The 18,070-nt window shown below is 31.3% G+C and carries 19 protein-coding genes; 2 read left to right on the top strand and 17 right to left on the bottom strand.

The genetic code is table 11. The features are described from left to right. The 5 genes from ISP71_03825 to ISP71_03805 all read right to left on the bottom strand — a co-directional run. The coding region (locus tag ISP71_03825; GenBank protein MBL6663214.1) for a hypothetical protein at positions 1–494 on the bottom strand (494 nt) is incomplete at its 3' end. Positions 495–511: 17 nt separating this feature from the next. After that, positions 512–1,621, bottom strand: coding sequence for a glycosyltransferase (locus ISP71_03820; protein ID MBL6663213.1), 1,110 nt, complete (start codon positions 1,619–1,621; stop codon positions 512–514). 4 nt (positions 1,622–1,625) lie between these two features. After that, positions 1,626–2,474, bottom strand: a complete 849-nt coding sequence (locus ISP71_03815; GenBank protein MBL6663212.1) for a hypothetical protein — start codon at positions 2,472–2,474, stop codon at positions 1,626–1,628. 10 nt (positions 2,475–2,484) lie between these two features. Beyond that, positions 2,485–3,315 carry an O-antigen ligase family protein gene (locus tag ISP71_03810; GenBank protein MBL6663211.1) on the bottom strand — a complete coding sequence of 277 codons (831 nt, stop codon included), beginning with the start codon at positions 3,313–3,315 and terminating at the stop codon, positions 2,485–2,487. A gap of 373 nt (positions 3,316–3,688) precedes the next feature. Next, entirely contained in the window at positions 3,689–4,219 is a 531-nt protein-coding gene (locus ISP71_03805) for a hypothetical protein (protein MBL6663210.1), read from the bottom strand. Here ISP71_03805 and ISP71_03800 point away from each other — a divergent pair. Continuing rightward, positions 4,212–4,403 (top strand): hypothetical protein, encoded by a 192-nt coding sequence (locus tag ISP71_03800; GenBank protein MBL6663209.1) that lies wholly within the window; start codon positions 4,212–4,214, stop codon positions 4,401–4,403. The genes ISP71_03805 and ISP71_03800 overlap by 8 nt on opposite strands. Before the next feature lie 123 nt (positions 4,404–4,526). Next, entirely contained in the window at positions 4,527–4,808 is a 282-nt protein-coding gene (locus tag ISP71_03795; GenBank protein MBL6663208.1) for a hypothetical protein, read from the top strand. Here the strand turns inward: ISP71_03795 and ISP71_03790 are convergent. The 12 genes from ISP71_03790 to ISP71_03735 all read right to left on the bottom strand — a co-directional run bounded on the left by ISP71_03790 (position 4,792) and on the right by ISP71_03735 (position 18,028). Further along, positions 4,792–5,931: a glycosyltransferase gene (locus ISP71_03790; protein ID MBL6663207.1), complete on the bottom strand. Its 1,140-nt coding sequence runs from the start codon at positions 5,929–5,931 to the stop codon at positions 4,792–4,794. The genes ISP71_03795 and ISP71_03790 overlap by 17 nt on opposite strands. Before the next feature lies 1 nt (position 5,932). Next, the gene (locus ISP71_03785; GenBank protein ID MBL6663206.1) at positions 5,933–7,249 is read right to left on the bottom strand and encodes a flippase; all 1,317 of its coding nucleotides are present in this window, start codon (positions 7,247–7,249) and stop codon (positions 5,933–5,935) included. Then, a complete protein-coding gene (locus ISP71_03780) occupies positions 7,242–8,516 on the bottom strand; it encodes an oligosaccharide flippase family protein (protein MBL6663205.1) in 1,275 nt (424 codons plus the stop codon). Before ISP71_03780 ends, ISP71_03785 begins: the two co-directional genes overlap by 8 nt. 28 nt (positions 8,517–8,544) lie before the next feature. Further along, a complete protein-coding gene (locus ISP71_03775; GenBank protein ID MBL6663204.1) occupies positions 8,545–9,624 on the bottom strand; it encodes a DegT/DnrJ/EryC1/StrS family aminotransferase in 1,080 nt (359 codons plus the stop codon). A gap of 7 nt (positions 9,625–9,631) precedes the next feature. Next, the gene (locus ISP71_03770) at positions 9,632–10,204 is read right to left on the bottom strand and encodes an N-acetyltransferase (protein ID MBL6663203.1); all 573 of its coding nucleotides are present in this window, start codon (positions 10,202–10,204) and stop codon (positions 9,632–9,634) included. Next, positions 10,201–11,142, bottom strand: coding sequence for a Gfo/Idh/MocA family oxidoreductase (locus ISP71_03765; protein ID MBL6663202.1), 942 nt, complete (start codon positions 11,140–11,142; stop codon positions 10,201–10,203). The genes ISP71_03770 and ISP71_03765 overlap by 4 nt, the downstream gene beginning before the upstream one ends. Continuing rightward, positions 11,142–12,407: a nucleotide sugar dehydrogenase gene (locus ISP71_03760; protein ID MBL6663201.1), complete on the bottom strand. Its 1,266-nt coding sequence runs from the start codon at positions 12,405–12,407 to the stop codon at positions 11,142–11,144. Before ISP71_03760 ends, ISP71_03765 begins: the two co-directional genes overlap by 1 nt. Before the next feature lie 72 nt (positions 12,408–12,479). Continuing rightward, a complete protein-coding gene (gldN, locus tag ISP71_03755; GenBank protein ID MBL6663200.1) occupies positions 12,480–13,349 on the bottom strand; it encodes a gliding motility protein GldN in 870 nt (289 codons plus the stop codon). Positions 13,350–13,361: 12 nt separating this feature from the next. After that, positions 13,362–15,023, bottom strand: coding sequence for a gliding motility protein GldM (gldM, locus tag ISP71_03750; GenBank protein ID MBL6663199.1), 1,662 nt, complete (start codon positions 15,021–15,023; stop codon positions 13,362–13,364). 33 nt (positions 15,024–15,056) lie between these two features. Further along, positions 15,057–15,680 carry a gliding motility protein GldL gene (gene gldL, locus ISP71_03745; protein ID MBL6663198.1) on the bottom strand — a complete coding sequence of 208 codons (624 nt, stop codon included), beginning with the start codon at positions 15,678–15,680 and terminating at the stop codon, positions 15,057–15,059. 32 nt (positions 15,681–15,712) lie between these two features. Next, positions 15,713–17,011, bottom strand: a complete 1,299-nt coding sequence (locus ISP71_03740; GenBank protein MBL6663197.1) for an SUMF1/EgtB/PvdO family nonheme iron enzyme — start codon at positions 17,009–17,011, stop codon at positions 15,713–15,715. Positions 17,012–17,122: 111 nt separating this feature from the next. Next, complete coding sequence (locus tag ISP71_03735; GenBank protein ID MBL6663196.1) at positions 17,123–18,028, bottom strand: type IX secretion system membrane protein PorP/SprF; 906 nt, start codon at positions 18,026–18,028, stop codon at positions 17,123–17,125. Between the last annotated feature and the right edge of the window lie 42 nt (positions 18,029–18,070).

Genomic DNA, 18,070 nt, shown 5'->3' with positions numbered 1-18,070 from the left:
ATAGTTGTATAGTCTACGCAATCTTCAAAAGTTTTATTTTGACTATATGCTATCAATTCATTGGTTTCAGTAAAGTAAACTCCAAAAAAATCATAATCAGCAGATAATTTTTTAATATTACTATTAAATTCTTCACGAGAACTTTTTTTGGTAAATGTAGAATATCTGTCAAATGCAGAATTATAAACTCGAAAGCCATTATTTAATATTTCTTCTCGACTAACTTTTTTCACATACGTAGACTTAAAAGCACGCCTAACTTTACTTCTTGTATTTGAACTTAATTCATCCATTCCAGAAAATGAATCTTTTATAATGTACCAAAACTTAGTTTTTGAAGAGCTGTCGAAATCAGAAGTCCATCGAGCAAAATATATCTTTTTCAAAATGCTAATGTGAGAAGTTATATCTCCTTTTTCAATCTCCACATTCTGATTAGGCGCAAGGCTGGGAATGATACCAAAGTTATAATATTTCCAATTCTTCAAATTCATATATTAAATCAAATAGCTTATTTGCTTAATAAGTTCTTATACATTTTTAACAACTTTTTAGACTCACTTTCCCAAGAATATTTAGACGAAGCTGAAACAGCATAATCACTAATTTCGTTTAATGATGAACTGTCTAAAATATTCATCATTACTTCAGCTAAATCAGTAGGTGAATAAGGGTCTACACACCAACCTACATTATTATCTTCGACAATTTGCATATAAAGAGCAAAATTAGAGGTTATGGTGGGTAAGCCTATTGCCATATATTCAAACACTTTTGTTGGATACGAACCCACATAATTACCAATAGGTTTTAAAACTGCTAAACCTGCGATACATTTTGATGATATTGCATATCCTTCATCTAAATTCATTCTACCATAAAAAATAATCTTATCTCTGATTTTAGGATATTTAGCCCAATTTATTTCATCAAAAACTCTTCCAATGAAATGCATCTTGAAATCATAGTTTTTAGAATCTAAAATATTAAGAGCATCAAGAATCGTATCTAGTCCTCTATCATTACTAATAACTCCAATATAAAAGAATTCGTTACCAGTTCTATTTACATTTTTAAATTGCTTTAACAATTGAAGTTCTGGAAAGTTTAAAACGACGTCAAATTTATGTTTAGACTTTTGATTTTTATAGATTGTAGAATAGGAATTTTCGGCTATTATAACACTAAAAGATTTGGTGAAAATAGTGTTTAAAAAAGAAAATAAAAAGCTGAAAAAGTTAGCAAATACTGGACTAAGCCACTGTTTATCTTTTATCTGTTCTCCAATATTTTCATGAACATCAAAAATAACCGGCTTACCTAGTAATCTGAACAATAAACATAGAGGGGCTAACTCTGGGTCGTGAAAGTGGTAAATATCAGCTTCTAATTTTTTAGCTTGAAGAAATACTTTTAGAGTAGTAATGAATATTCTTGAAAATCTATTGATTGGCTCACCAACATCTATGATTTTAACATCATACTTAGTCTCGTCACCAAGACCATCTGCAATCACTAAATGTGTATCGTATCCATTTTTTTGAAGTGTTACACATTCTTTAAAAAATACCCTAGTATCGTTTCTTGGATGTACTGATGATAAATGGCAAACTTTCATCAAATTTCTATTTCATAAACGATTTTACATCTCTAAATAATGCTATAACAAAACCTAAGAAAAGAAAACCAAAAGATAAAACTCCAACTCTAAATAAAGTTCTGGAAGTAGGTTTTCTATAAACTGGAAAATTAGATACGAAAGATAATGGCTTGAGTAATTCCAAATCTCTCTCTAAAGCTTGTTTTTTCTCATACAATTGAATAATCTGATTCTGTAAAGACTCACTATTATCATTTGCAATAGAAATCGTACTCATTTCGAAATCAGTTTTATCATTCAAATTGCTTCTGTAGGATTGTAAATCTTTAATTTCTTGATCTAAATATTTGATTAATTCAGGGGACTGTTTTTGAAATAGTGAATAGTTCATGTTTGAATATCCGTTATTGTTGAAATAATTTAGAAAACCATCACTAACACTTTTTATAGATTGATTGTCTGTCACCTTGATTGTTATAGAAAACTGAGATAATTTTTGTCTTCTATTTTCTAAGTCTAATTCATAGGATTGTTCCGCCTCAATAAATTTGACTGTTTCAGCTATATCCTCAGAAATTTTAAGCTTATTTGCTAGAATTAAATATTCTTCATTTTCAATTATTTTACCTAACCCATTAACCATATCAATAGCTATCTTTTGGTCAATGATAGGGTACTCTAACTCACTAGGGTCAATGATACCTTCAAAATATGACAATCCTGACGTTGCCGTAGCTGAAGTTTCATAATATGGTGCTTTTAAATTATCATATAAAAAGCCTAAAACAACACCTATCACAAAAAATGATAAAATAAATTTCCATTGTCTTTGCGAAAAATTGAGTATTGATTTTAATAAATTAAATATTTCCATAATGATTGTTTTAAGATTTTATTTGTTGCTGAGCTGTTTTGCAAATGTATATAAATATAAAAAGATAAATTGTCCAAATGAACAATGATGAACTTGATGAAAATAGTAATAGATTAAACATTAAAACTTGAACAACTAAATCGTATTCTTTTAAAAAAATATTTTTTACAATGAGATAAATATTCAATAATGTAAAACCTAAAAGTGCTAAAACACCACTATTTATAAGGATTTCAAAAATATAGGAATGCGGATTAACAATGTGTGACAAATTAGGGTCGTTAATAGACTGAAAATATTGTAATGAGTAATCAACTCCATATCCTAATCCATAGCTAGAAAATATAGACATAATAGAGTGTTTATAAAGATAAAGCCTTATCGAAGTAGATTGCCTATCAGAAAATAATAAATCTGTTTTCAACTCTTTTAAACCGTCTAAAAATTGTATATACCAATTGGGCTCAAATACTGTTATGCCAACAAGCAATATCAATACGCCAAGAATTGATGAGTAAGCCAATTTGAAAGGATATCTAAATCCTAAAAAAAGTAAAGAAACTAATAGTGAAATTCGACTCTGTGAATAATATGCTATTATTAGGTGGAAACATATCATTGCAAAAAGCCATAGTATTGATAATGTTTTTTCTTTATCATATGTACTTAACAAATACATAAACATTAGCGTAAAAATAGAAGCGAAGTCATTAGAATTATAATAAACTACCGTTGGTGAATATCTTAACCAATATGGGGCATCGAATAAGTCAGATGTAGGTAAATGATTACCCGTGATGATTTCGTAAAAAGCATACAATCCATAAATGAAATAAAACAATAGGGTTACACCATTAAAAATTTTAAAAAACTTTTTTGTGTCGGTAAGATATGTGAGAAAAAAAGTCAGAATTAAACCGAATAAAAAAGTAAAGTTTAGTATTGAGTTTAACTCATAATTGTAACCGAATAATGTGTGCCTTAAAAAACTTACGATATAGGTGTGAAAGAAATAATAAAGAAAAAACAATAGTGAAAAAATCAAAATAGGCTGTATTTTAATTTTTTCTCTCAATAGTATTGATTTTTGGAAAATAAGAACGGAAAAATATATAATTATGATAGGTAGAATTATCCTCAATGGATATAGATTTGGGCCTATTCCAAAGGCATTCATCAAATAGACTGATGACAAAAATAGTATCAAAAGAATATTAGTCATCGGCTATCTTTTCTGAATTATACTTAAGATTTAAAAATAATAGTAGCAACCACAATAATGAATTGACAAATAGAACGGACTCAACCATACCTAAAAATAAAATTGGTATAACAATAAGTGAGAAATCAGAATACTTAACAAGTTGATATTTAACATACTTGTAGAATATCAAAAAAGAATAAAATAACACGAAGAAAATTCCTAAGTTAGATGATTCGTTGATAAACGAATTATGCGCAGACTTTCCATCAATAAAGGTTGTTGATGGTCCACTTCCAAAGAAAATATGGATTATATCTTTTAACATTTTACTTATGATTTGCACCCACATGTCAAATCTTCCTGAAGTACCAGAATTTTGTATTTTATTAATTATTCTAATATCTGTTTCAGCAATAAAAGAATTAATCGTAAAGAAAGTGAAAATCACAAAAATAGATCCAAAGATGACATTTAAAAACAATCGGTTTGTCGATGTTGAAGACCTTATAAAATAAAGTGCTAGAAATATTGATATGAACATTAGTGAGCCCCGAGAATTAGAGTACAACAAGAAAAGCATTAGTATCGCAACATATATAAATTTATATATTGATTTTTTAAAACTCAACATTGCAAAAGCTATCATAAATGCCAAAAACATACCAAAGGAATTACTATTGATAAATATTCCTGATTCTTTGTCGAATCCTAAAAGCTCAGAATAACTATTTTCTATAAAAAACCACGATCCTACAAGTACTCCAGTGGTAAATAAGAATATAAGAGTATTAAGCAATTTATCGCTAAATCTTATTCCGTGAATAGAAAATAAAATGAGAATTAAAATAATGAAAATTGCAGTATTGTATCCGCCAGCATGTAAGTTATTAGCAGATATTAAACTTAATAAACAAAAAATAATTGCGGGAATTATAAAAATTAATGATCCAAAATCATATTTAAATCTAGTAAAATTTAACGAAATGAGTAATAGAAAAGAAAAAAGTACAATCTCGTTTAAAAATGAAAAAGATAAATCTACAAAAGAGTCTCCTAGTGATACTAAACCGAATATAACTACAAACAATATTGAATTGATATATGATAAAAATTTCATCTATTTTTTATAATTTTAGAATAAATTGATATCAATTGCTTTGAAATAATTTTTTCTGAAAAATTATCTACTATGTATTTTCTAATATAATCCGAATTGTAATTAGATTTTACAATTTTTAGCATTTCTTTATCCAAATCTTTTAAATCACAAAGTGTTCCAAGCATTGAATTCTTAATTATTGACTCAGGACCTTCTGATTTGGTAGAAAGAACGGGTAAACCACATGACATCGCTTCAATTAATACAACTCCAAAAGTTTCGTAGTAACTTGATAACACGAAACAATCAGCCTGCTGCATCTCAAATTTTACTTCATTCCTATTTTTTTTACCGACTAAATGTACTTGAAGTTCTAATTTTTCATCTCTAACAAAATCTAATAAATTTTTACGTTCAGAGCCGTCTCCGACAATTTTTAGCTGATAGCTATTTTGACCAAAAAAAGACTTCTTAAATGCTTTAATTAGTCCTAATTGATTCTTCTTCTTATCTAAATGACCAACATTCAAAAAAGTGAAATTTGTTGCATTAGATTTCTTTGAAGGAAGTGTAAAAAAATTAGTGTCTACAACATTTGGGATATACTTAAAATGCTCATTTGTCTTTTCTTCTAAGAGACTACAAAAAGGTTCACTTACAGCTATATTACATTCACTATTTGTAAATACTTGTTTGGCAAGTTGTAATTGTCTTTGGTTATAAATTCCTCGAGCAAAGCCTGATGAATGCTCGGTAACAACAAAAGGAATATTATACTTATCTTTAATCCATAAAGCTATTTCTCCAGCTAAAAAGGTATGTACATGAATCACGTCAGGCTTTCCATTTTCTATAATGTACTTTTTAAATAAAAACTTGCCTTCTTCAAATCTGATTTTCGCTGTTCTTTTTTTAAGTTTAGGAATAGATAAGAAAGGTCTAACATAGGTTTTTATTTTATCATCATCATAAAACTCGTCAGAAAACACAAAACGTTTAGATTTTAAAATATTATTAAACGTTATAGGCATGGGACAGATTACCCCAACTTTACATCCATTATTTAATAATGCCTTAGCCTGATCATAAAAGAATAATGAATTAACAGGGTTAAATTTATTCTTATATGCCGTAGTCAATAGTAAAACATGCATCTTAACGCTTTTTAAAAAAAATTGTAACCTTGTTTTTGTACAATTCAAAATCAGATATTTTCATAATAATAAAGTCATAATATGGGACGGTATTTTTTTTAGAAAATACAATAGATTTTATAATTACATCAAAGGTATAGGAAATTGAGGTTGCTATTGCTGCTCCATTAATGCCATAAAGTGGGATAAGCCATACATTTAAAATAAGATTTGTAAAAGCTATTACTATAGCAATGTAGGTATTTATTTCTGGATAACCTCTACCGATAAAATCGTTGGCAAGCACTCTACCCAAAGAAAAAATAATTACACCAGGTATTAAATATAAAAATGGTAAAATGCTTTCTGAAAAGTTCTCACCAAAAAGAATTATGATTATCCAATGACTTAAAAGTGCTAGAACACTACCCCCAATCAGCGATATAAATAAAGTATTTCTTGCAGCTAAGGAAGTAAATTTATTTTTAGATACGTCATCATTAAGGTTAGATATTCGAGCAAATAATACGGTTGAAACGGATTGAGAAACTGTCCATATCCTTTCGGACAATATTACAGCAATAGAATATAAGCCCACCGCAGAATTATCCATAAAATAAGCTATCAAAAACATATCTAAACGATAATTTAAAAAGGTCAGAACATTACTAAAATGACCTTTAATACCAAAATAAAAACTATCCTTTAAATAAGTTAGAGAATACTTTTTGGGCCATAATAAACCATAAGATTGATTCAGAAAATAAAAAGTGACAATTAACATTAATAATTGTGCGGATGCAAAACTCAAGATGGCTCCAATGACACCTAATTTTAATACCCAAACAAAAAAGATAGAGAAAATTAATAGTCCAAATTGGTTAAGAAGAACAATAAAATTAAATTTTTTAAACTCTTCCTTTCCCTGAAAAATAGTAGGTAGATTTTTTTGCGCAAAGAGTATTGGTAAAATTAATAAACTATACAACAACAATTGCTGACTAATATTTTCAAAAAAATAATCTTTATAAAAGAATACAACAAAAATTCCGACTAGAATAGAAAAAATACTTAACAAGAAAGAGGTTAATAAATTTGTTGAATAAATATCTATATCTGAATATTTCTTTTTGGCCACATAAAATACAGTAGAAGTTGATAAACCTGAATTAAAAAATGTATATAATAAGGTAGGAAGTAAAATCGCTAAAGTATATTGCCCTTGACCTTCTGCGCCTAGCGTTCTGGCAATTATCATTGTGGCTAAAATACCAAAACCTATACTCAGCACTTGTCTAATAATAGTTAAAGCCGAATTATAAAATACACCCCTATTCATAAATACTTAATTGGTTTTTAGCAATCTTGAGAATAATTAAAACTCTATAAATATAAAAAATTGACATCAGCACACTAAACAATAGTAAATAATGCTCAAAAATCCACAAATTAAAATATGCATACAATAAACTCCCCATAGATAAAACAAACATAATCAATTGCAATGTGAAACTTAATTTTTGTTTCTCAAATGCAGTATGAATACTTGTCAAAGGAGAGGCAATAAATTTGAACATAAAAAATGGTATTAAGTACTTAGCATAAACCCCTGACATTCTCCAATCTTCACCAAAGACAACAGCAAAAAAATCTTCGACTATAAAATAAGTTGTCCCAAAAAATATGACAGATACAAGAGTCAATTGTATTACCATTCGTTTTGTTAACTCATATGCTTGACCTAATTCGTTCTTTTGACGAACAGCATCTTCCAAAAACACTTGATTGATGGTATTACCTAAAAAAGAAAAAGGAACTGCTAAGACTTTATACATTAATGAATAGAGTCCTAATAATGAGGTCGAATATAAAACAGGTATTAGCAAGTTAATTGCATTTACACTTAGATTATTCAATAATATTGAAAAATTGGTGTATTTCGGAAAATCAATGAACCTTTTAGCTAAAATTAATAGTAAAGAGGTATTTACTTTACCTATTTCAAATTTTGAAATTTTCCATAGATAAAAAGGAGCTATCAATGAAGAAATTATCTTTCCAATCATTAAACCAAATAGTCCTGATTTTATTAATGGAAAACTTAATTGAATAGCTGCTAAAGAAGTTGAACGATAAATTTCAGAATTAGATATCTTTTTAAAGTTCTTTTTTCTTAATTCATAATAATTCAAAGTGTTAAACGCCCCTATAGAAAACACCACAAGTGGAATTAAATAAATCCAAAAGGCTAAGTCTGGTTCATTAAAAAAATCAAGTAAATGAGGCTGAAAAAAAATAAAGAATAAAAAAAGGATAAGACTCACAACAAGGCTTATAAGTAAAGACAGTATAGTTAAATGCTTAGCTTCGTTTTCAGTTTTAACCAATACTAGTGCTTGTTCATATCTGCCATTTACTACTGAGCCTAGAATAACTGAAATGGATGAAAATAAGGCTAATACACCCAACTCTTTAGGAGAATATAATCGAGTTATAAAGGGTGATATTAATAAGGGAATTAGCTGGGCTAAAACAGAACCCTTTAAAAGGATAAAAATATTCTTGTAGAATACGGAGTCTTTAAAATCTGTCTTAAAATTCACCATAGGTTAAATACTAGAAGATTTAACCCATCTATAATAAATCAACAATATAATTTTGTTGGTCTTCTGTTAAAAATGGGCTCATTGGCAAAGAAAAAACTTCTTTAGCTGCCTTCTCTGAAATTGGGAAATCACCAACTTTGTAATTTAACGATTGATAACATTCTTGCAAATGCAATGGAGTTGGGTAATGGATGGCTGTTGGCACATCATTATCATTAAGGAGTTGAATTAATTCCTCTCTTTTCTCAGATTGTACTGTAAATTGAGCATATACACTTGTTCTTCCTTCTCTAATCACGGGCAATTTAAGTTGTTTACCCTTTAATAAATCAATGTAGCGACTTCCTATATCTTCTCTTTTTTGAACTTCATCAGCAAAGTATTTCAACTTCACATCTACAACTGCTGCCTGAATAGTATCCATTCTACCATTCACACCTATTACTTCGTGTACATACCTTATTTTTGATCCATGAGCTAGAAACAACCTTGCTTTGGCTGCAAGCTCATCATCGCTCGTAAATAATGCACCACCATCTCCATAACAGCCCAAGGGCTTAGATGGAAAAAAACTTGTACAACCAAAGTGACTTAGGTTACAGCTTTTTTTACCCTTATAAGATGCTCCGAAACTTTGGGCAGCATCTTCTATAACTATCAAATTATGTCTAGACGCTATTTCATTAATCACATCCATATCAGCAGTCTGACCATAAAGTGAAACAGGTATTATGGCTTTGGTTCTATCTGTTATCTTACCTTCAATTTCAGAAGCGTTTATGTTGTATGTATCTTCTTCTATATCAACAAATACTGGAATAGCACCCAATAAACTAATCACTTCACTAGAGGCAATAAAAGTAAATGGTGTCGTAATAATTTCATCACCTGGTTTAATGCCAATAGCTAATAATGCAATTAAAAGCGCATCTGTACCACTAGCACAAGCTATAGCATGCTTAGCACCCGTATACTTAGCTAAATTAGATTCTAACTCTTTGACAGGAGGCCCCATTATGTATTGTGAGGAATCAAGAACAGCATGTATAGCAGAGTCTATTTCTTCTTTATAAGATTGATACTGCGATTGTAAGTCAATAAAAGGAATTTTCATATTATGAGATAAGTTGAACTGTATTATTCGAAAGCTTGTATTTACTATTATCAAACGAATCTTCAGCTATATTATTATCGTTAAAATTAAGTCTATTACCAGCTACACTAACCCAACCTTGATGTTTAGCAGGTACGCCGTACACCATTTCAAAAGGTTTTATATCGCGAGTGACTACAGTCCCCGCACCTATAAGAGAGTACTCTCCGATAGTCAATCCACAGACAATAGTAGCATTAGCACCAACGGAACAGCCTTTCTTTAGTAGAGTCCTTTTAAATTCTTCCTTACGAACAATAAAACTCCTAGGATTAATCACATTCGTAAAAACCATAGAAGGCCCTAAAAATACATCGTCTTCAATTTCGACACCTTCATAGATAGATATATTATTTTGAACTTTTACTCCATTACCAATTTTTACTCTAGGACCAACTACACAATTTTGACCAAAAGAACATCGCTCACCAATGGAAGTTTCAGAAAGAATATGAGAAAAGTGCCAAACTTTGGTTTCAATACCTATTGAAACATTATCGTCAACAATGGATGTAGGATGAATAAATACACTCATAATTTACAAAATGGATGGTAGTCTCCCTTAAGACCTAAGGGCTCAGAATTTCTAATGGTATGTACAATGTCAATTGACGTTTTAGCTTCTAACAAACCAAAACCATTTCCTTCAAGTATCGCTTCATAACTTTTCGTATGCAAATCAGTAAAACCTCCGCTAAACTCTATCTCTTCGCCTTCTACGGTAATTGAGCGATATGTTCTTTGTCCTGTTTCTTTAATATGTTCAGGTATTAAATCATAGTTTACACTTAAGAACCATCTTACTCGAGCTCTTTCTAAATCTAAAAATCCTGCAGCTCTATCTTCCTGTGACAAGTGACATATATTATTTTTAACATCGCCAAAAATCCAAGTTAGCATATCATAAAAATGAATTCCAATATTAGTAGCAATACCCCCAGATTTAGCACTGTCACCTTTCCAAGATGTGAAATACCAATTACCTCTACTTGTCAGATAACTTAAATCAATGTCATATATTTTATCTTTTGGTCCATTATCCACTTTCTCTTTTAGTGCTATAATAGATGGATGAAGCCTAAGTTGTAAGATATTATTTATTTTTTTACCATAATCCTTCTCAACCTGCTCTAATGCGTCTATGTTCCAAGGGTTTAATACCAAAGGTTTCTCACAAATTGCATGCGCACCATTACGTAAGGCTAGTCTTATATGAGCATCATGCAGATAATTTGGAGAGCATATACTAACGTAATCAATAGCGTTAGATGAATTTTTGAGTTTGTAAATATGCCTATCGAATCGCTCTGGTTCAGTAAAAAAATGAGCATCTGGAAAAAAACTATCAATAATTCCTACGCTATCAAATCTATCTAAAGCGGCAACTAAATTATTACCAGTATCTTTAATAGCTTTCATATGTCGAGAAGCGATATATCCTGCTGCACCTATTAATGCGAAATTCTTTTTCATTAGAGTCTCCAAATGGGTTCGTTAACGATTCCTTTAATATCCAAAACAATTGGATTACCAGTTGAAATAGAATTGTAATCTTCCGTTTTTAAATCAATAAATTGATGATGAGAAACACAAACTAAAATAGCTTCGTATTTCTTTTTAGATTCAAAGGGGTTTGATATAATTTCTCTATCATGAGTTGCTTTTAACTCAGAAACATCTACCCAAGGGTCATAAATATCTATACAACACCCATAATCTTCTAATTCATCAATAATATCGAACACTTTAGTATTTCTAATATCTGGGCAATTCTCTTTGAATGTTAAACCTAAAATTAAAATATTAGCACCTTTGATATTCTTATCATTATCAACCAAAAAACGAATTGTTTTTTTTGCAATATAAGCTGACATACCATTATTAATTATTCTAGATGAAAGAATAAGGTTTGGCTTATATCCCATTTTCTCAGCCTTGAATGTGAGATAATAAGGATCAACACCGATACAGTGGCCGCCAACTAAACCAGGCTTAAAATTTAAAAAGTTCCATTTGGTACCAGCAGCTTTAAGAACTTCATCTGTTGGTATATTCATTGTATCGAATATTAAAGCTAATTCATTAACTAAAGCAATATTCACATCACGTTGAGTATTTTCAATTACTTTAGCAGCCTCAGCTACTTTTATAGAGGGAGCCTTATATGTACCCGCAGTGATAATGGATTTATATAAAGAGTCTACAAAATCAGCTACTTCAGGGGTTGAACCACTAGTGATTTTTAAAATTTTAGTTAATGTCTTTTCTTTATCGCCAGGATTAATACGCTCTGGACTATATCCACAATAAAAATCGACATTAAACTTTAAGCCTGAAACCTCCTCAAGAATAGGCACACACTCATCTTCAGTGACACCAGGATAAACAGTAGATTCATAGATAACTATATCATCTTTCTTTAGCACACTACCAACTGATTGACTTGACTTGACCAAGGGTGTTAAGTCAGGCTGATTTTTACTATTAATAGGAGTAGGTACTGTAATAATATAAATATTACAGTCTGAAGTATCATTGATGTCAGTAGTATACGTTAAGTGTGTTGATGATTCAAGGTTATCTTTTGACATTTCCAATGTTCTGTCAAAACCCGAGTTTAATTCATCAATTCTAGATTTATCTATATCTAGACCAATTGTAGGTGTTGATTTTCCAAACTCTACTGCAAGTGGTATACCCACGTAACCCAAACCAATAATTGCTATTTTATTATTCATTTTAAACAGCCCTATTTATATTAAAAAAAGTCTTCAGATGAAGACTTTTAAATTACTAGAGAATATAAATAACTAGTATTCCCAAAGATCGTGTTCTAAGTTAAAGATTTCTTCTTTAATCTTTTCAGCTTCTAACAGCGCATCTATACCTTCTTTATACTCAGATATTTTTCTATCATATTTATTAGACTCTTTGACAATTCTACTACTGAAAAATCTTTTATGAAATATATCATCATAAGTTAAACGAGCTGCATCATTCTTCCTATGGTTAAATACCTCAGATTTTGATAGAATTTTTCGAGCTTCAGGGAAATATACCCAAAACAATGAAGTTTCACCAGTATAAACACCATCTTGATTTTTTCTATCAATAACTGGGCAAATACCGATAATTCTAACTTCCATTACAGAACGTTGCTTATCAAAGAACCACTCTTCTTTAATTCTATATTTTTTCACATCATGCCTTTGAAATATGTTATAAGTGGTATCTAAATAATATTCTTGATTGTCTGGATCAAACTTCTCTTCAATAGTCATTTTCTCCCCTTCCATAACACCAATCAAGTCCACTTCTGAACGAGACATAGGAGACTGAAACTCATCATCATTAGTTGCATTGCCATATGCAGTTATCGTTCCTTCATCAATAGCTTGCATCAAGACGTCAATTAAGTTTTGTCTATCATTTATTGGCAACAAAGGATAGTAGAACACTTGATTCATCTTTTCTCTTAAATCGATTACTCGTTCAATTTTTGTTGACCACATCACATCAGCCTCTCGAACGTATTGATAATCTTGAATCATTCTTTCCTTACCGCCATCTCTGATGTCTTTATCATAAGCTCCATCACGGGGTGTACCGTCTAAAATATCTTGTGCAAACGAAAAATGTGTAATGCAAATTAAGGATACAACTAAAATTAAATTCTTCATAATATTTAGGTTTTAATTTATTGTTAATTTAAGCGCAGGCAACGACTTTGGTGCGCCATCGGGACCTTTACAAGTTATGTTAGTAAAGTATAATACCGAACCGACTTGTAGAGATTCAAACAATGATTTCATTTCAGGTGTTACTTTATTTCCCTTAGCAAATTTAGTAACTAATTCTCCACGCTGAGTTACATCAACAGAGAAGCCTGTAATTCTGTATTTAATATCAAAAACAAAGTTGCTTAATTCAGCATATAACTTAGCATTAGAAGAAAGCAACTGACTCTTCTTGACTTTTTTGTTTTTAGATCCTAAAAACTTTGGTTCGGGCTTAGGAGTTCTCATTACTCTGTACTCTAAAGAGCCCATATTTCTTTTTTTGCCGTCAATTTCAGCGGTGACGCTAATTTTAGCTTTTCCCGTAGTTTTAGGGAAAACTTCCCATCCTGCGCCAACTTTCTTTACGGTTCCATTATCACAACTTACACTTAACTTGTCTTTAGGAACACCAGGTACAGATACATCAATTGGGTTTCCTAATGCATCTTCTTTCAATGGATAGCTAGCAAGAATATAAAACACATTCATCTTAGTAGGAGAAACAACTAAACTTGCTTTAGCTACTTGATATTCACCATTAAATGGGTAAAGTTTTGTTCCAGCATCAGTCTTCATTGAGATTAGACCACCCCATTTTTTGTATCCTTCGGAATTTGCCTTAACAGCATACTTTCCTTTTCCAGAAACAACAGGTATAGAGTCATAATTACCTACCATTTTATATTTTCCATCTTCATCGACTTCGTAGTCTCCAACATAAATCAAAGGGTTTTGGGTTGTATCCTTTGCAGCAAGAAAAACATCAGCTTTGAAAGAATCTCCTAAGAAAACATAGTTTGAAGTTGCAATTTGAATAGCATCAGCAGATGTAAACTTTAAAGAACCTGCATCAATCTCTTGCTGTAAATATTTTATTACATCAGATTCAGCGTTTCTGACATCAGTTTGAATCTTAGATAAGATAGTTACTGCTGCAATTAAAGGCATATCTTGAAAGTTCTGCTGAACCCAAGAAAGCATTCCAGAACCATATTTTTCTTTCTTATCTTCGAAAGTAAATGTAGTTGAAAGTGAAGACTGAATAGTTGGCTCATCAACTAACTCTTTAAGATAATCACGATATTCCTCTAGAGCCTTTTGTAAAATTTCACCATTCCCCTTGTTAATCATCAACTCACCTGGACGCTCTCTATCCTTTTTGCTAATTACATCAACCATCAGCATTTTTTTCTGAGCGGCTGATAAATCATCATAAGTTATATTTTCTATTGGCTCTTTTCCTTCAAAAGTTACTTGCTTATCAGCAAGCATCACCATATCAAACTTTAAGCGTTGAATATCGTCGTTTAACTTATCTGCTTTTTCTTTTACACTAAACGCCTTATCTCTCCACGGACCAGCTTTAGTTTCATTAGTTTCGGCAGCTGATACAAAAGCAGAATATACTTCGTCATTCTTACTATTGAAGTTTTGTGTAGTCTTTACAATACCTCCATTTATCTTCTGGAAAGCGTCAAGAACTTCTTTGGATACATTCAATGCTAACATTGCTGTTAGTACCAAATACATCATACCAATCATTTTCTGTCTGGGCGATAAATTATTTCCTGCCATTAGAGTGTTCTAATTAAATTTAAATAGAATTATTTATTTATTCATTGCGCTGAGCATGTTTGCATACATCTTGTTGAGAGCCTCTAAATTAGTACCTAACTTAGAAATTTCAACCTGAAACTTTTCTGAGTCTCCTACTGAATTACCCATATTTTGCATAGTTTTAAGTTGCAAGTCATAATAGGTATTCATTTCAGCTAATTTTCTAGCTGCTTCACGCATTTGATCACTATAATCACCTGTTGCAGAAACTGCATCCATAGACTTATTGACACCTTCAACTGTTTCATTAAAGCTTCTTAAATTATCACCTAATCTGGTTATAAGAGCTTGGTCAACATTAGCATTTTCCAACATATTGTCCAACTCCTGCACAGGTGTTTTAGCCGATGAAGAAGATGATTTATCATCTGGATCTTTCATATAGGCAAGTTCTGGATATACTAAACTCCAATCTGGCTCTTCATGTGGCTTTTCAAATGCCGAGAAGAAAAAGATAACCGCCTCAACAGTAAGACCTATTGTTAACATAGCGCCAGCACCAGTCCAATGCTGTAATTTAAATAATGCACCAAGGATTACAATAGCCGCTCCAAAACCATAGAGCTTTGCCATTCCATTTTTAAATTTCTTTGAATTAGGGTTGATTAATGCCATAATGTAGTTTTTCTATAAAATTTGTTAAATAATTATCTAAAATCTGCTTTGTCTCTACCAATAAATGATATTACATTTCTGAAACCTATATAGGATTTTGCTGTATCTTGAAATTCGTAATCTCTTGTTCCAACTTGAATAAAATGAGAAATATCTTTCCAAGAACCACCTCTGATTACTTTACGTTTTAAAATCTCAGGATCTGAATCTTCGGCATCATAATTGAAATCAAAATTCATATCGTGAGCAAAATTAAATGCTGATTCGTCATAAGCATTACTTGTCCACTCAGCAACATTTCCAGCCATATCGTACAAACCGAAATTATTAGGATTATATGAGGCCACCTTTACTGTTCTCAATCCACCATCAGCAGTATAATTACCACGTCTTGGCTTAAAGTTAGCTAAGAAACATCCAGCATCATTGGTCGTATAAGGACCGCCCCATGGATAAGGAGCTAAATCATATCCTCCTCTAGCAGCATACTCCCATTCAGACTCGGAAGGAAGACGAAATTCGTCATGTAAAGGCTCTTCTCTATCATTGAGGTAATTATCTAAGATATGTGTTCTCCATTTAGAAAAGGCCACAGCTTGTTTCCAACTTACACCAACTACAGGATAGTCATCGAATGCTGGGTGATGAAAATAATTCCTAGAAAGAGGATCGTTGTAGGAATAGGTGTAATCTGAAGTCCAAACTAACGTATCAGGGAAAATGTTAATTTCTGGCTTCTCAACAAAGATAGACCTATCTTCTTTACCCTTTGCTTTATTTGATCTTGAAGAGGCTCTTACGATATCAACATCTTCGTAGCGATAATTATATTTTCTTGTATCAAATTGACGTCTTGAATAGAAACGTTCATGCTCTGGAAGATACATCTCATCTTCGAGCACCTCTCTTACTTCAGCATCCTCCCAACGAATAGGTCTGTTCCAATCAATGTTTGGTGGATCAATAAAATTACCGTATTCGTCTTCTTCTATCAACTCATATCCTTCAACACCATTTTCACCTAGAATTATTCTAGCAATAGAATCACGCACCCAAGTAACAAATTGTCTATATTCATTATTTGTTATTTCAGTTTCATCAATGTAGAACGCTGCAACAGAAACCGTTTTGTGCTGTGTGACGTGCGCATAAGGCACATCTTGATCACCAGGACCCATGTTAAAACTACCTTGAGGAACAAAAACCATTCCATAAGGATCAGTTGGGTTCCAAATAGGTCTATTCTGAACACCAATCAACTCTCCGTTACCAGTTGTTGAACAACTTGCAAAAACAATTGCAATCAAACCGAGGATAAATAAATTTTTCATAATACTCATATTTTAATACCTCAAAAGAGGGTTTATTTTTTATTCTAAGCCACAAAATCACCACTAAAAAAAGTGATGATTAAGCTTGAGAAAGTCACAAATATAACAATTTTATAGGAATCGAGGGTTTTTAAATCCTTTTACTACTTTGTTATAATCTATTTTGAAACAGTATCCCAGCATAAACTCGAAAGTTCCTGAAGTGGATACGTTTGTAGTTGGGACATCATATGAAAATCCAAATTTTAAATCTTCATTGATGTGCATACCTAACAATAATACTGCACGAGAACTCGGTCTATATGTAACTCCACCCCAAAGCTTTTTATTGTATTCAAGCAATGAAGTCAAATCAACCGTAGTTGTTACACCTTCAGTTTTAACTAATAAGGACGGCTTTAAATCAAGCTTCTCATTTAACTCATGTATGTATCCGGCTGTTAGATAGTAATGTCTTTTGATATCAATTATGTCTATTGAAGTTGCTATAGTCGGTTCATTCATATGCTTTGAAGATAGTCCAACATATAATTTGTCTGAATTATAAAACAAACCCATTCCTAAATCCAATCCTGATGCTTTATCAACAGAAGTTGGAATAGATGGATCAGGATTTTGTGTGATAATGTTAGCTCCATCAATCTCATCTTGAATCACTCCTACAGAAAGACCTATACCCAATTTACCTCCAGAAAGCTCAACTTGATATGCATAAGAAAGGTTTAGAGATAAAAATTCATTTTGTCCAATTTTATCTGTCAAGATGTTTAGTCCTATACCACCATGTAATAAGGATAATGGGCTTTGAACTGCAAAATTTGTTGAGACAGGAGCATCTTCAAATCCAACCCACTGAGAACGATGCAAAGCAGTCGCGCAAATCGCCTCCTCACTACCTGCAGATCCAGGATTGAAAGATAGATTATTAAAAATATATTGACTAAACTGAGGATCTTGCTGTGCTTTGGAATGCAAAGCGAAAGAAAACAACAAGAAAAGCAAAAAATATTTTTTCATAAAAGGTAACGTCAAAACGTTTATCACAATTAATATTCGGCT

It is taken from the genome of Flavobacteriales bacterium, from assembly GCA_016779995.1.
In the GTDB taxonomy this organism is placed as follows: Bacteria; Bacteroidota; Bacteroidia; order Flavobacteriales; family UBA7312; genus UBA8444.
This window is presented reverse-complemented; position numbering and strand designations above follow the sequence as displayed.